The organism is Streptomyces sp. NPDC085866 (assembly GCF_044541035.1).
Classification (GTDB): domain Bacteria; phylum Actinomycetota; class Actinomycetes; order Streptomycetales; family Streptomycetaceae; genus Streptomyces.
The window spans coordinates 506,478-520,800 of record NZ_JBITSQ010000002.1 but is presented as its reverse complement, the minus strand read 5'-3'; the positions used below and the strand labels follow the sequence as shown (position 1 = coordinate 520,800).

The window sequence follows — 14,323 nt, the reverse complement described above, 5'->3', positions numbered from 1 at the left end:
GGGCCCGTCCGGCGGATCAGGCCGGCTCCAGCCGACGGTGTCTCGGCACTGGCGAGCCCCCGCGATTCCGGCATGATCCGCCGGACGGGCCCTAGCCCAGTACGCCGATCACCACGTGCGCGTACGCCTCGTCCGCCACCGCCAGACGGGTCGTCAGACCGGCGCGCGTGAACACCTCCACGGCCGCCTGCGCCTGGCGTTCGCTGGTCTCGGTCAGGAGGCGGCCACCGGGCGCCAGCCACTCCGGGGCCCCGGCGGCCACCCGGCGCAGCACGTCGAGGCCGTCCGGGCCGCCGTCGAGGGCGGTCTGCGGCTCGTGGTCGCGGGCCTCCGCCGGAAGGAACGCCACCTCGGCGCTGGGGACGTAGGGGACGTTGGCCGTGAGGATGCCGACGCGGCCCCGCAGTCCGGTCGGCAGGGCGTCGAACAGGTCGCCCACATGGGCCCGGCCGCCGTAGGGGGCGAGATTGCGGCGGGCGCAGCGTACGGCCGCCGGGTCGATGTCGGCGGCGTGCACCTCGACGGCACCCAGCGCGGCGGCCAGGGCCGCGCCCAGCGCACCGGAGCCGCAGCACAGGTCGACCACGATCCGTGCGTCCGGGGACTGGGCCAGGGCCTGGTCGACCAGGAACTCGGTCCGGCGGCGGGGGACGAAGACGCCCTCGTCCACGGCGATCCGCAGACCGTGGAACTCGGCCCAGCCGAGGACGAGTTCGAGCGGAAGTCCGGCGGCGCGCCGGTCCACCATCGCGGACAGCTCCTCGGGGGTACGGGCGGCGGCGAGGAGCAACTCCGCCTCGTCCTCGGCGAAGACGCACCCGGCGGCGCGCAGCGCGGAGACGACGGCGGAAGGAGAGTGCGGGGGCAGGGAAGGCATGAAAGCCGAGAGCCTTTCGGAAACCTGGAGCCGAAGGGCGCTCTCGCGGTCACCGGTGCCGGTGGTCCGCGCTGTCACAGAAGGCTGTCACAAGGAGAGAGCACCCGAGCTGACACAGCGGTAATGGGTCTCACCTCCTCGACAGCCGGTGGCCGCGTACCGTGCGCGGCCGGACGGCCACCTTACCCCAGCGGCCGCATCGGCCGTCGTCCGCACCGAGTTCGAAACTGCCTGGCGCGGCACGGTGGGGCCGGTTACGATCGCCGCGATGACCACTCACTCTGTTGACAGATTGGGGGCCCCGTCCGCGCAAGGTGAGTGCTGATGCTCACTCAGACCGCGTACGAGGATTCCCGAACCTCCTTGTGGCTGCGCGTGCGCGAGTTCGCCGTGCCGCCTTCCATGATCGAGACCGCGACCGTCCGCCGCAGCGCCGGGGACTGGGCGGGGGCGTGCGCCGCCGCCGGTGTCGACCTCGACCTCGATCTGCGCTCCGTCGCCCGCGACCACGGCCGGGACCTCGCGGCCCGGGTCCGCGCCGACCTCCGCCACCTCGCTCCCGACCTGCTGCGCTGGCACATGCCGAGGGTCGCGCCCGACGGACTGCTGCGCCCGGGGCTGACCCTCACCCTGGCCCGGTACGGCCAGGGGCGGGACCGGGGCGGCCCGGTGCATCTGGTCGCCCGGACGCCTCCCGCCTGGGCCGACGCCGGTCAGCGGATCGGCCTCGCACTGTGGGACGGGTCCCGCTCGGGCACCGCCCGGCATCCGCATCCGCATCCGCGCCCCAGCCGACGCTACCGGCTCGATCTGCACCGGCACCTGTGGGATGCGCGCCGGGCCGGTGAGCTGCGGGAACGGTCCGGGGCCGACGCACCGGTGACGGGCTCGGAGCCGCCGGACCCGGTGCCGCCGGGAGTCGGCCGTGCCACGGGCCGGTGGGCGGCCGAGGCGGCCGTCCTGCTCGGCGCCGGGGGGCGGTCCGCCGGCACCTTCGTCGTGCGACTCGGCGGCCGGCGCCGACTGGTGCTGGAGCTGGTCGCGAGCGGCGACCGCGGGGCACCGGCTGTCCTGCCTGTCCAGGCGCCACTGCCCCGGGGCGGCGTTTCCGCGCTGCCCGTCCTGCCCGACGCGGCGACCTGGGTCCTGCCGGATCTGGAGCTGCTGCGGGCCGGTCTGCTCGAACCCGACCGCCTGCACCCGCTGGTCGCCTCCGCGCTCGTGCCGGATCACGCTCCGTCCGGTCCGCCCCTCCTTCCCGACCGGGCGGGGGAACCGCGGCTCGTGGAATGCCGGGGCGCCCGGCACCGGATCGGCCTTCTCGACGGCGTGCTGGCCCCGCTGGACCACGCTCCGGAGGAGATCCGGCGGGAGGACCTGCTGGTCGCGCTCGGCGGACCGCCGCTCCCCTGTCTGCAGGCCATCGACGAGGCGCACCGGCGTCCGGACTGCCTCACGGGTGTCCGCGAACGCCTGGACCACGGCGACACCGCGGGTGCGCTGGCCGTGGTCGAGGGCCTGCTGGGTCCCGACGCGCTGCTGCGCGACGGTTCCCTGCGGGACGAGCTGGAGGCGGCCGCGGCCCGGAGGATCACCTACGGGCTCTACCGCGCGGGTCTCGTCGGTCCCGGCCACGCCCCTGTCGATCCGAAGCCCCGCGCCGCCCGGCACCACCGCCGACGCCCTCGTCAGGCGACCTTCCTCCGCTGAATTCACGTTCCAGTCCACCGACTTCACACCCCAGGTGACCACATATGCCCTCTTGCACTCCTTTCGGCATGCCCGACATCCCCTCCCACACCTCTCAACTCGATGTCGCCGCCGACCTGTTGACCCTGTTGCGGGACGCGACCACCGAACCCCGCGCCGACACCCAGCTGGAGGCGCTGACCCTGGCCGTGGCCGCCGACCTCCCCGTGCTGCTGTGGGGCGAGCCGGGCATCGGCAAGACGGCCGCCCTGACGCAGCTCGCGAGCGCGCTGGACCTGCCGCTGACCACCGTGATCGCCAGCGTCCACGAGCCGTCCGACTTCTCGGGGCTGCCCGTCGTGGGCGACGACCCAGCGGAACAAGGGGTCCCGATGGCGCCGCCGGACTGGGCGGTGCGGCTGGTCCGGGCCGGGCGCGGGCTGCTGTTCCTGGATGAGCTGTCCACCGCGCCGCCCGCCGTCCAGGCGGCCCTGCTCCGGCTGGTGCTGGAGCGGCGGATCGGCGCGCTGCGGCTGCCGCCCGGTGTGCGGATCGTGGCCGCCGCCAATCCGCGGTCCTCGGCCGCCGACGGCTGGGAACTGAGCCCGCCCCTGGCCAACCGGTTCGTGCACCTCCAGTGGACGCACGACCACGACGTCGTCGTGCGCGGCCTGGGCGGGACCTGGCCCCGGGCCACCCTGCCCCGGCTCGACGCGGAGAAGCTGCCGGAGGCCGTGGACTTCGCACGACGCGCGGTGTGCGGTTTCCTCACCGCGCGCCCGGCGCTCGTGCACCGGCTGCCCAGCGGCGAGACGCGCCGGGGCGGTGCCTGGCCGTCGCCCCGCAGCTGGGAGATGACCCTGCGTCTGATCGCTTTCGCGACCGCCGCCGGCTCCTCCCGCGAGGTGCTGTCCCTGCTGGTCAGGGGGACGGTCGGGGACGGCCCGGGCCTTGAACTGCTGGCGAGCCTGGACCGGATGGACCTGCCGGATCCCGAGGCCCTGCTGGCCGACGCTGCCGGTGCCGTGCTGCCCGAACGCGGGGATCTTCGGCAGGCCGTGCTGGACGGCGTGGTGGACGCGGTCCGCAAGCGCCCTGAGCGGGCCCGCTGGGACGCGGCGTGGACGCTGCTGGTGCGCGCGATGGAGACCGGGGCCCCGGACGTGGTGGTCGTCCCCGCCACCACGCTGGCCTCCCTGCGCCGGGAGGACTGGGACGTACCGGAGGCGATCGAGCGGCTCGCCGGCGTGGTCTCGCTGTCCCGGCGCGCCGACGAGGCCGCCCGCCGGTCCGCGGTCGCGGCCGGGGCCCGCCGATGACGGCCGGTGCGCCCGGGGCGCTGGACCTCGGCAAGCTCTTCGCCGCCCGGCTGCACGCGGCCCGGGCGCGGCCCTACCTGGCGACGGCCCTGTTCGCGCTGCACCCCGTCGAGTCGCGGCAGGTGCCGACGATGGCCGTCGACCGGCACTGGCGGTGCTACGTCTCACCGGCCTTCGTGGACCGGACCCCCGTGGAGGATCTCGCCGGGGTGTGGGTGCACGAGGTGGCGCACCTGCTGCGCGACCACCACGGACGCGGCGACCGGGTCGCCCGGGAGCGCGGACTGCACGGCCGCGGGGAGCGGCTGCGGATGAACATCGCCGCGGACCTCGAGATCAACGACGACGTGTACGGCGACGGGCTGGTACGGCCGAAAGGAGCCGTCACACCCGGACAACTGCAGCTGCCCGAGGGCGAGCTGATGGAGGACTACCTGCGGCTGTTCCGGCTCGGGCCGCGGCACCAGGCGCTGGCCTGGCTGGACTGCGGCAGCGGCGCCGACGGCCTGGAGCGGGAATGGGACCTGGGGCCGGACGGTGCCCACGGGCTCAGCGAACAGGAACGGGACGCGGTGCGCTTCCGGGTGGCGCAGGGCATCGCCGGCGCACCGGGCAACGCGCCCAAGGGGTGGCAGCGGTGGGCCGAAGAGGCGTTCCATCCACCGCAGCCCTGGCGGGAGTTGCTGGGTGCGGCGGTGCGCTCGGCGGTCTCCGGCGGGGGTTCGGGCGACGACTACAGCTACGGCCGTCCGGCGCGGCGCTCGGCCGGGGTGCCCGGCGCGGTCCTGCCGAGTCTGCGGCGCAGGCCGCCTCGGGTGTGCGTGGTCGTCGACACCTCCGGGTCGGTCAGCGACGCCGAACTGGGCAGCGCACTCCTGGAAGTCGCCGCGATCTCCCGGGCCGTGGGCGGCCGTCGCGACCTGGTCACCGTGGTGTCGTGCGACGCGGCGGCCCAGACCGTGCACCCGCTGTGCCGGGCCGAGGGGATCCCGCTGGTGGGCGGCGGCGGGACGGACCTGCGGACGGGCTTCGTCCGGGCGCTGCGGGCACGGCCGGGCCCCGACGTCGTCGTGGTCCTGACGGACGGACAGACACCCTGGCCGGAGTCGCGGCCACCGTGCCGGACGGTGGTGGGCCTGTTCCCCCGGCCCCAACGGCCGGGCCGCGGGTCCCGGGACGAGGACAACCCCGAGTACCGGCCGGACGCACCGCCCGAGTGGGCGCGGGTGGTGACGATCGGGCCGGGGGGCCGGTGAGCCTGACACGGCGAGGGGGCGCCGTCCGTCGCCGGACGGTGCGCCCCTTCTCCCCGTACGTCGGCCGGTCAGACGCCGACCGTCTCCTCGACCTCCACCTCGACCTCGGCCTCGACCTCTTCGTCGACCGCCGATTCGGCCTTCCGCCGGGCCGGCTCCGCGCTCGGTGCGGGCACGGGAAGAGCGGCCGTCCGCCTGGACACCCGGGCCCGCTCGTACGTGGCCGCGATCGCGGTCACCGCGAGGCCGACGAGCAGCCAGGCCACGAGCGTCCACACATTGCGTGCGAGGCCGTCGTCGCCGAAGTAGAGCAGGCTGCGGACGCCCTCGACAAAGCCGGCGCCGTTCCAGAAGGCGTGCAGGGTGCCGAAGAACCCGTTCTGCAGCTCGGGCCGGAACAGGCCGCCGGAGCTGGTGAAGTTGAGCATCACGAACAGCACCATCATGGTCAGCGTGGTCCACCGCTTGAGGAAGGTGTGCAGGCCGACGCCGATGAAGAGGATGCCCGCCGAGTAGAGCCACGCCATGCCCCACAGGCTGCCGAGCCCGTGGTGGGCGAGGTGGAACACCGGCCCGGCGAGCAGGGCGCCGATGCCGCTGACCACGGCGGAGACACCGAGCGCGAGCAACGCCCGTATCCGCATCGGGAGCGTGGCGCCCGCGGCGCCGAGGGCGGCGACCGAGGCGTAGGAGCCGATGCTGAGCGCGATCAGCAGGAAGAACAGGCCCTGGCCGGTGGGGTCGTCGGCGACCGGCGCGGCCACGTCGGTGACCTTCAGCGCGCCGCCCTCCTTCGCGGCGACCGGTGTGAAGACCTTCTCGACGGCGGTGGCGCCCATGTCGGAGGCGGCGGTGGCCACCAGCAGTTCGGGCGCCCCGGTGCTCGGCACATAGGCGCCGGTGACGTCCCGGGACTTCAGCAGGTCGACGGCGGCGGCACGGGTGGCGACGGTGCGGACGTCGAGCTTGTCCCCCGCGGTGTCCTTGACGGTCTGGGCGAACACCTTGGCCCGGGGTCCGGCGCCGACGACGGCGACGGGCAGGTGGTTCGGCTCCGGGGTCACGAAGGCGCCCATGTACGCGAGCCCCATGCCCAGGCACATCAGCAGCGGGGTGATCAGGTGCGTGAGCACATGGCGGAGCGCTGGTGACCTCATCGGACGCGACCTCCAAATAGTTGGCTTATGCAACTTTCACTTCAAGTTGTACTATACAACTAGAACGGTGGAGGAGGTATTCCGGTGACAGCAGCGGAGACGGCGATCGAGACCATCCAGCGCGAGATGACGATCTTCGCCCGCCGGGCCCGGGCCTCGGCGGGACGTATGCATCCCGAGCTGTCGCTCGTGTCGTACACCCTCCTCGGCCACCTGGAGGAGAGCGGCGGCTGCCGGGCCACCGACCTGGCCGCCCACTACGCCCTGGACAAGTCCACGGTCAGCCGGCAGGTGGCCGCCCTGGAGCGGGCCGGGCTCATCGAGCGGCGCCTGGACCCGGAGGACCACCGGGTCCAGGTACTGCACCTGACCGAGGCCGGTCAGGAGATCCTCGCGCAGGTCACCCGGAGCCGCCGGACCGCCTTCCGGGAGCGGCTCGCCGACTGGGCCGGGGATGACCTGATCCGCTTCGCGGCCTACCTGGAGCGGTACAACGCGGGGCCGTCCGGGGCCGACTCGGACTGAGGGCCGGTCACGGCACCGGTACGGCGGCCCGGCCGTCCGACAGGTGCTCGGGGGCCCGGGCCGCGAGGAACGCGGTGCTGCGGCGAAGCCGGAAGCCGAGGGACTCGTACAGCCGGATGGCATTGGTGTTCCGGGCGCTGGCGTGCAGGAACGGGGTCTCGCCACGCTCCCGGACACCGTGCGCGACCGCGAGGAGCAGGCGGGTGGCCAGGCCCTCGCCGCGGAAGGCCGGGGCGGTGCAGACCGCGCTGATCTCGGTCCAGCCCGGCGGGTGCAGCCGCTCCCCCGCCATCGCGATCAGGGCGCCCTCGCGGCGGATGCCCAGGTAGGTGCCCATCTCGACGGTGCGTGGCAGGAAGGGGCCGGGCTGGGTGCGCGCCACGAGTTCGAGCATCTCGGGTACGTCCGCCGGGCCGAGGCGGACCGCCTCCGCGTCCGGTGCGGCGGCCAGCCCCTCGTCCACGAGCTGCACGCCCTCGGCCCGGAAGGTCACCTCCCAGCCGTCCGGCACCTCTCCGCAGTACCCGGCCAACGGCACCTCGGCGCCGGGGCCCGCCAGCGCGGCGAGGTCCGCCCAGTCGTCCGCGTCCGGCTCACTGGGCAGAGCCAGCCACGGGGAGACGTCCAGCGGGTAGCGCAGCACGCGGCCGCGCCGCTCCGCGAAGTGGGCGTGCGGGCCGGTCAGGGAGGCGAGGGCGGGGTTGTCGAGGACGTGCGGGGCCGTCGTCACGTCGCCGGAGCCGGTGCCCGTACCGGTTCCGGTGTCGGTTCCGGTGTCGGTTCCGGTGTCGGTTCCGGTCAGGTCGCTCATGCGGTCACCTCGATCACGATCTTGCCCCGGGCGTGCCCGTCCTCGACGATGCGCAGGGCCTCCTCGGCCCGGTCGAGCGGGAAGGTGCGGGTGACGTGCGGGTTCAGGGCTCCGCGCAGCACAAGGCCGGCCACGGCGTCCAGAACGGCGGCGGTGCGGGCGCGGGCGACCCGGGAGCCGCCCAGCTCGGCGACGGTCTCGGGCGCGGCCCCCGCGGTGACCAGCCTGGTCCGGTCGGCGAGCAGGGTGGCCGCCTCGGCGAGCGTCTCGCCGCCCACCAGGTCGTACACCGCGTCGATGCCTTCGGGTGCGGCGGCCCGCACACGCTCGGCGAGGCCCGGGCCGCCGGGCACGTGCACGGCGCCGAGCGACTCCACGAACTCCTTCTTGCCCTCGCTCGCCACGCCCACGACCTTCGCTCCGAAGACGCGGGCGATCTGGACGGCCGCACTACCGACCCCGCCGCCCGCGCCCGTCACCAGCAGGGTCGCCCCCTCGGGCAGATCGAGCTGGCGGACCCCGTCGTAGGCGGTGGCCGCGGCGACCGGCAGGGTGGCGGCGTCGGTGAAGGACAGCCCGGCCGGCTTGTGCGCGGCCTGGTCGGCGCGCAGCAGGGCGTACTCGGCGTATCCGCCGTCGACAGTGTTGCCGAACACCGCGTCGCCGACGGCGAACCCGGTCACACCGGCGCCGACCTCCTCGACGACACCGGCCGCCTCGCTGCCGAAGACTGCGGGAAAGACACGCTCGGCGCTCTCGCCGGGGCGGCGGAAACCTCCCCGCAGTTTCCAGTCGACGGGGTTCACTCCCGCCGCCCGGACGGCGACCAGCAGCCGGCCGGGGCCGGGGGTCGGCCGTTCCACGTCGGTCAGCGCCTCGGTCTCCGGGCCGCCGTACCGCGTGAAGACGTACGCCTTGGGCATCGTCTTTCCTCGCTTCCCTCGTACTGTCACCGGCGCACCGGCCGGCACTCAGCGCCAAGGAGGAGCGCGGGGCGGCTATTCCCGACCCTGCGCAGAGTTCATACGGCCGCAATGGTCGGGGCACTGACCTGGGACGGAGCACCCGTGACCACAGCGTACGGTTGAACCATGAACGTCACCCGAGGCTTCACGGGTCGCCCGCGCGTCACCGATCCAGGGCTGCCACCAGGGCAGTACGACGCCGGGGACGACTGGCCCGTCCTGTCCGCCGAGGTCACCCCCGACCTCACGCCCGCCGACTGGTCCTTCCGCATCGACGGGCTGGTGGAGCGGCCGCACACCTGGGACTGGGAGCAGGCGCACACCTTGCCCGCCTCCTCGTACGCGGGTGACATCCACTGTGTGACCAGCTGGTCGAAGTTCGGGGTGCGATTCGGCGGTGTCTCGCTGGACACGTTCTTCGATGTGGTCCGGCCCCATGGGTCCGCCACCCATGCGATCGCCTATTCACACACCGGCTACACCGCGAACCTGCCGCTCGCCGACCTCACCGGCGGGCGCGCCTGGATCGCCTGGGAGTACGACGGCAAGCCGCTCGCACCCGAGCACGGCGGCCCGGCGCGGCTGCTGGTGCCGCACCTGTACTTCTGGAAGAGCGCCAAGTGGATCGCCGGCATCACGCTCCTCGACCACGACGAGCCGGGTTTCTGGGAGCGCAACGGCTACCACGAGCGGGGCAACCCGTGGGAGGAGCAGCGGTACTCCGGTGACTGAGACGACGATGACGACGCACTTCACTCCCGCGACCCGCTTCGCGGTGCCCGGCCGCATCGCCGTGAGCGACCAGGCGGCGTCGGTGTGGCAGACGGCCACCCTGACGGAAATCCGGCGCGAGACCCCGCACGCGGCCACGTTCCGGCTCGCGGTGCCGGACTGGGCGGGGCACCTGCCCGGACAGCATCTGATGCTGCGGCTGACCGCGGAGGACGGCTATGCGGCCCAGCGCCACTACTCGATCGCGTCCGCACCCGACGACTCCGGCCATATCGAGCTGACCCTGGACCATGTGCCGGGCGGTGAGGTCTCGGGCTGGTTCCACACGGTGGCCCAGCCCGGTGACACGATCGAGGTGCGCGGCCCGCTGAGCGGCTTCTTCGCCTGGCCGGGCGACCGGCCCGCGCTGCTGCTGGGGGCCGGTTCCGGGGTCGTACCGCTGATGTCGATGGTGCGGCACCACCGGGCGCGGGACCTTGCCGTGCCGCTGCGGATGCTGGTGTCGGCGCGCAGCCCCGAGGAGCTGATCTACGCCGGGGAGTTGGGCGGGGAGACGACGGCCGTGTTCACGCGCAGCGCCTCCGCGGGACTGCCGGTGGGTCGTATGGCGGCCGCACATGTGGCACCACTCCTGGCCGAGCAGCCTCCGGGTGGGTGGGAGGCCTATGTGTGCGGTTCCAACGGGTTCGCCGAGCATGCCTCCCGCCTGCTGGTCCAGGCGGGCCAGCCGGTCGAGCGCATCCGCATCGAGCGCTTCGGCTAGGGACCGAACGCTTCCGCTTCGGCCGGGTATCGCTCGCTCCGGCCAGGGCACACCCTGGACGCGCGGGCCCCGTGCGCGGCCGCTCGCGCTGCCTTGGGGCGCGTGCAGCATGCCGTGCTCCATGAGGGCTTGAAGTCGCGGTAGGCGACGTGAGCGAGGTGCGCCGTACGGGGGTACGAGACCGGTGTGGACGCTCGTGTGCGGCGGCGGGAGCGGACGGCCGGTGACCCGGCTCGCCCGGCCCTCCGGCTCCGGCAGGGAGGTGGACATGCGTACCCAGGTGCGTGGCTGGCGCTGGCGGCGCAATCCGCTGCGGCGCCGCTCGGACGTCATCGAGGCATGGACCGTACTCGTCGCCACCGTCCTGCTGTTCGTGGTCACACCCCTGGCCGGGGTGGCGGCGGGCCTGCGCGCCCATGAGCAGGCACGCTCGCTCGCGGCGTCGCAGCGGGCCGAGCGGCGTCAGGTGCAGGCCGTGGTGGTCGGCAACACTCCCGAGCGGCTGCCCACGGAGCAGGGCGACCGTGATCATCCCTACCGTGCCCGGGTCCGCTGGACCGAGCCGGGCAAGGGGACGCGTACAGCGATGGCCCGTGTCCCGGCGGGGACCCGGGCCGGTGCCCCGGTGACCGTGTGGTTCGACACCCAGGGCCGCAGCGTCGCCCCGCCGCCGGACGAGTTCGCGGTCTGGCAGCACACGATCACGGTCGGCGTGTGCGCGACGGGCGGTGCGGCGGCCGTGGTCCTCCTCGGGCACGCACTGGAGCGCCGTATCGCGCTGCGCCACCGGCTGGCCGAGTGGGAACGGGAATGGGCGCGCACCGGACCGAAGTGGACCCAGCCGAGGACGTGACCGGCAGGTGACCCGACCACCGGAACCCCTGGCGACCACCCCGCCGGGCATCCGCAGCAAGCGATTTCGCCGCTTTGGCCAGCACGGTGGTCGCGAGCGAGGGGTCGCCCACCGCGTCCGAACCCGACACGAGCCTGGTGAGTCATCCGATCACCCACGTACGGTGAGAGCGCGCAGTGACCCTTCCCGCTCCTTCCGCAAAGGCGGTTGCCGATGGCCCTGTTCGACCTCCCGATCGACGAACTCCGTGCGTACCGCAGCGAGTCCGGGGCACCCGAGGACTTCGACGTCTTCTGGGACAAGTCACTCCGGGAGGCCCGCGAGCACGCCCTGGACGCCCGCTTCGAGCCGGTGGACACCGGGCTGTCCACGGTGCGGGTGTACGACGTGACGTTCGCCGGGTTCGGCGGTCACCCGGTCAAGGGCTGGCTGCGGCTGCCGTCCGGCGTCACCGAACCGCTGCCGCTGGTGGTCGAGTTCATCGGATACGGCGGCGGACGCGGCCTCGCGCACGAGAAGCTGCTGTGGGCGTCGACGGGCCGGGCGCACTTCGTGATGGACACCCGCGGGCAGGGCAGCGCATGGGGCGGCGGGGGCGGCACCGCGGACCCGGTGGGCGCCGCGCCCGCCTATCCCGGGTTCATGACGCGGGGCATCGACGCCCCCGAGAACTACTACTACCGGCGCGTGTTCACGGACGCCGTGCGCGCGGTGGAGGCCGCCCGTTCGCATCCGCTGACCGACGCGGCGCGGACCGTGGTGATCGGTGAGAGCCAGGGCGGTGGCATCGCGCTGGCCGTCGGCGGGCTGCTGCCCGACCTGGCCGCGGTCGCCCCGGACGTGCCGTTCCTGTGCGACTTCCCGCGCGCGACGACGCTGACGGAGCGCCACCCGTACCGGGAGATAGGCCTGTTCCTGAAGACGCACCGGGGCCGCGCGGCCGACGTGCTGCGCACCCTCTCCTACTTCGACGGCGTGCACTTCGCGACCCGCGGCCGGGCCCCGGCCCTCTTCTCGGCGGCCCTGGAGGACCAGACCTGCCCGCCGTCGACCGTGTTCGCCGCGTTCAACGCCTGGGCGCACGAGGACAAGGCGATCGAGGTGTACGACTTCAACGACCACGAGGGCGGTGGGCCGTTCCAGGAGGAGCGGAAGCTGCGCTGGCTGCGGTCGTACGCCTGAGGAGACGGACGGAACCTGAGGAGACGGACGGAAAGGGCGGGGTCATGGAGGCACAGGAGGCCGCCGAGCGGTTCGTGCAGGTCTGGGAGCGGGCCTGGGCCGCGCACGACGTGGACGCGCTGGTCGAGTTGTACGCCGAGGACTGTGTGCACCGGTCGATGCCGTTCCGCGAGCCGCACCGGGGGCGGGACGAGCTGGCCGCGTATCTGCGCTGGTCGTTCGCCGAGGAGCGGGCGACCGACGTACGGTTCTCCGCGCCCCTCGTGGGTCCGGGCGGGATCGCGGTGGCGGAGTTCCGGGTGCTGGGCGAGGAGGGCGGTGCCCCCGTCGCCCTGGCGGGCTGCGTGTTCGTGCGGTTCGACGAGGAGGGGCGGGCCGTGGAGACCCGCGACTACTGGCACACCGCCGAGGGGCACCAGGGTCCGGCGGGCCGGCTGTTCCTCCTCTGATCTCGGCTCCTCGCCCTTTTCAGCCAGTTGCCGCTCGCCGCGATCCCCGTGGCACCGGGATCAAGCGGGCGGGTTTCGGCCTAACCGGCAGGACACTCTTCCCTCGTGGTTTAGACCAATGCTAGATCTGGTCGCGCAATGAGCCCGCACGGCTACGTCTTGTCACCAACAGGAGGCGCGGCATGGCCCGCACCACCCCGCACGACCCCCCGCAGACCGACGCCAGACCCCTCTACTGGCAGATCGCGTCGCTGCTCCTCGACGAACTGCACGACGGCACCGTTCCGCCCGGCGAGCGACTGCCCGGCGAGCGGCATCTGGCCCGGCGCTACGGGGTCAGCCGGGAGACCGTCCGGCAGGCGCTCGAGGTGCTGCGCCGCAGCGGTCTGGTCGCCACCGACCGGCGGGGCAGCCATGCCACGCTGCCCGGCCGCCCTGTCGAGGACCCGGTCTCGCTCACCTTCCCGGTCGGCGCCCGCCCGGCGGACCTGGGCGCGGTGGACCGGGCGACGGTGACGTGGGAGGCGCCGCCACCGAAGCACGCCGAGGCACTGGGCCTGGCCCCGCACCGGCCGACGCTGGTGCACCGCTACCGGTCGGCCACGCCCGACGGCCGCTCGCTGCGCACGGCGGTGACGTCGTTCTCGGCCGTGGCGCTGGCCGAGGTGGCGGAGCTGGGCCGCTACCGCGACCGGGCCGACGGGGCCACTCCCGCGCAGCTGCGCCGGGCCTACGACTGGATGCGCAAGGCCGGTCTGACCCTGCACCACCGGGACTCCATCACCCAGCTCGGCGACGCCGCCTCGGTCCGGGTGACCCGACGGGTGCACGACCAGTACGCGCGCCCGCTGGAGATCACCGACCTGGTGGTGAACGCCGAACAGGACGCGCTGGTCTACGAGTTCACACTGCCGGCGGCGGGGTAGCGCCGTCGGCCCTGCGCGCCGACACCAGCCGGACGCGGGGGCTGCCGTCACCGCGTCGTCCGAACTCGGGCAGCGCGTACAGGTCGACCGTGAAGCCCGCGCGCGTCAACTCCCGAAGGACGTTGCCGAGTCGGAAGGCCCGGTAGTACATGACGAAGGGCGGTCGCCACAGGGCGTTGCGCACCCGCATCACCGCGTCGAAGCCGAACAGCATCCAGAACGCCGGGCCGGCCGGGCGGGGCGGGGCGAGGACCGGGAAGGCGAACCGACCTCCCGGCCGCAGCGCCGAGTGGACCTGGGTGAACAGGCCGGGCAGCTCCCGGGGCAGGAAGTGCCCGAACGCACCGAAGCTGACCACGAGGTCGAAAGCGGCGGTGAACGGCAGGGCCCGGGCGTCGGCGCGCACCCAGGCGACGCCCGGCCCCTCGGCCCCTACCGGGAGCCCCGCGCTCGCGGCCCGGCGCCGGGCGACGTCGAGCATGCCGGCACTGAAGTCGACGCCGGTGACGCTGCGCCGGCACAGCCCGGCCAGGACGTCCGTTCCGGCGCCGGTGCCGCAGCACAGGTCGAGGCCGTCCTCGAACGGACCGAGCGGACCGAGCGCCTTCGCCACCGAGTCCAGCACCGCGTCGGGTGTCCGGAAGGGGGTGTGGTCGAACTTCGGGGCCAGCAGGTCGTAGCCGTGCTCGACGGACGACAGCGCCTGTACGGCTAGCTCGCGGAGCGTGGGGCCTTCGGGGCTGAACATCCCGTCAGCCTAGGCGTTCACGCGACTGTGGACACGCATCCCGCAGCTGACTACTCTCATCCGCATCTATT

Annotated in this window: 15 protein-coding genes; 10 read left to right on the top strand and 5 right to left on the bottom strand. The window is 73.8% G+C overall.

The window, feature by feature from the left end; all coding sequences use genetic code 11:
* Positions 1–91: 91 nt before the first annotated feature.
* On the bottom strand, positions 92–877 hold the full coding sequence (locus tag ACIF83_RS05745; protein WP_393477150.1) for a putative protein N(5)-glutamine methyltransferase: 786 nt from the start codon (positions 875–877) through the stop codon (positions 92–94).
* Between the two features lie 324 nt (positions 878–1,201).
* Here ACIF83_RS05745 and ACIF83_RS05740 point away from each other — a divergent pair, with 324 nt between their 5' ends.
* Genes ACIF83_RS05740 through ACIF83_RS05730 form a run of 3 tightly spaced genes read left to right on the top strand, consistent with a single transcriptional unit; the run spans position 1,202 to position 5,141 of the window.
* Positions 1,202–2,587: a hypothetical protein gene (locus tag ACIF83_RS05740; protein ID WP_393477153.1), complete on the top strand. Its 1,386-nt coding sequence runs from the start codon at positions 1,202–1,204 to the stop codon at positions 2,585–2,587.
* 44 nt (positions 2,588–2,631) lie between these two features.
* Positions 2,632–3,885, top strand: a complete 1,254-nt coding sequence (locus tag ACIF83_RS05735; protein WP_393477155.1) for an AAA family ATPase — start codon at positions 2,632–2,634, stop codon at positions 3,883–3,885.
* Positions 3,882–5,141, top strand: coding sequence for a VWA-like domain-containing protein (locus ACIF83_RS05730; RefSeq protein ID WP_399723686.1), 1,260 nt, complete (start codon positions 3,882–3,884; stop codon positions 5,139–5,141). Before ACIF83_RS05735 ends, ACIF83_RS05730 begins: the two co-directional genes overlap by 4 nt.
* Positions 5,142–5,209: 68 nt before the next feature.
* Here ACIF83_RS05730 and ACIF83_RS05725 read toward each other — a convergent pair whose 3' ends face one another.
* Positions 5,210–6,298, bottom strand: a complete 1,089-nt coding sequence (locus ACIF83_RS05725; protein WP_393477160.1) for a hypothetical protein — start codon at positions 6,296–6,298, stop codon at positions 5,210–5,212.
* A gap of 126 nt (positions 6,299–6,424) precedes the next feature.
* Between ACIF83_RS05725 and ACIF83_RS05720 the strand changes: the two genes are divergently transcribed.
* On the top strand, positions 6,425–6,823 hold the full coding sequence (locus ACIF83_RS05720) for a MarR family winged helix-turn-helix transcriptional regulator (protein WP_393477531.1): 399 nt from the start codon (positions 6,425–6,427) through the stop codon (positions 6,821–6,823).
* Positions 6,824–6,830: 7 nt separating this feature from the next.
* Here ACIF83_RS05720 and ACIF83_RS05715 read toward each other — a convergent pair whose 3' ends face one another.
* Together ACIF83_RS05715 and ACIF83_RS05710 are read right to left on the bottom strand one after the other, a co-directional pair.
* Positions 6,831–7,634 (bottom strand): GNAT family N-acetyltransferase, encoded by an 804-nt coding sequence (locus tag ACIF83_RS05715; RefSeq protein ID WP_399723682.1) that lies wholly within the window; start codon positions 7,632–7,634, stop codon positions 6,831–6,833.
* Positions 7,631–8,557, bottom strand: a complete 927-nt coding sequence (locus ACIF83_RS05710; protein WP_393477166.1) for an NADP-dependent oxidoreductase — start codon at positions 8,555–8,557, stop codon at positions 7,631–7,633. Before ACIF83_RS05710 ends, ACIF83_RS05715 begins: the two co-directional genes overlap by 4 nt.
* A gap of 168 nt (positions 8,558–8,725) precedes the next feature.
* Between ACIF83_RS05710 and ACIF83_RS05705 the strand changes: the two genes are divergently transcribed.
* The 6 genes from ACIF83_RS05705 to ACIF83_RS05680 all read left to right on the top strand — a co-directional run bounded on the left by ACIF83_RS05705 (position 8,726) and on the right by ACIF83_RS05680 (position 13,504).
* The gene (locus tag ACIF83_RS05705; protein WP_398138124.1) at positions 8,726–9,331 is read left to right on the top strand and encodes a sulfite oxidase-like oxidoreductase; all 606 of its coding nucleotides are present in this window, start codon (positions 8,726–8,728) and stop codon (positions 9,329–9,331) included.
* Positions 9,332–9,338: 7 nt separating this feature from the next.
* Positions 9,339–10,094, top strand: a complete 756-nt coding sequence (locus tag ACIF83_RS05700; protein WP_393477534.1) for a ferredoxin reductase — start codon at positions 9,339–9,341, stop codon at positions 10,092–10,094.
* 268 nt (positions 10,095–10,362) lie between these two features.
* Positions 10,363–10,947 carry a hypothetical protein gene (locus ACIF83_RS05695; protein ID WP_399723678.1) on the top strand — a complete coding sequence of 195 codons (585 nt, stop codon included), beginning with the start codon at positions 10,363–10,365 and terminating at the stop codon, positions 10,945–10,947.
* A gap of 213 nt (positions 10,948–11,160) precedes the next feature.
* Positions 11,161–12,129 carry an acetylxylan esterase gene (locus ACIF83_RS05690; RefSeq protein ID WP_399723675.1) on the top strand — a complete coding sequence of 323 codons (969 nt, stop codon included), beginning with the start codon at positions 11,161–11,163 and terminating at the stop codon, positions 12,127–12,129.
* A 44-nt stretch (positions 12,130–12,173) separates the two neighbouring features.
* Positions 12,174–12,578, top strand: a complete 405-nt coding sequence (locus ACIF83_RS05685; RefSeq protein ID WP_393477177.1) for a nuclear transport factor 2 family protein — start codon at positions 12,174–12,176, stop codon at positions 12,576–12,578.
* A gap of 182 nt (positions 12,579–12,760) precedes the next feature.
* Positions 12,761–13,504 (top strand): GntR family transcriptional regulator, encoded by a 744-nt coding sequence (locus tag ACIF83_RS05680; RefSeq protein ID WP_393477180.1) that lies wholly within the window; start codon positions 12,761–12,763, stop codon positions 13,502–13,504.
* Here the strand turns inward: ACIF83_RS05680 and ACIF83_RS05675 are convergent.
* The gene (locus tag ACIF83_RS05675) at positions 13,482–14,252 is read right to left on the bottom strand and encodes a class I SAM-dependent methyltransferase (RefSeq protein WP_399723671.1); all 771 of its coding nucleotides are present in this window, start codon (positions 14,250–14,252) and stop codon (positions 13,482–13,484) included. The genes ACIF83_RS05680 and ACIF83_RS05675 overlap by 23 nt on opposite strands.
* Positions 14,253–14,323: the final 71 nt, after the last annotated feature.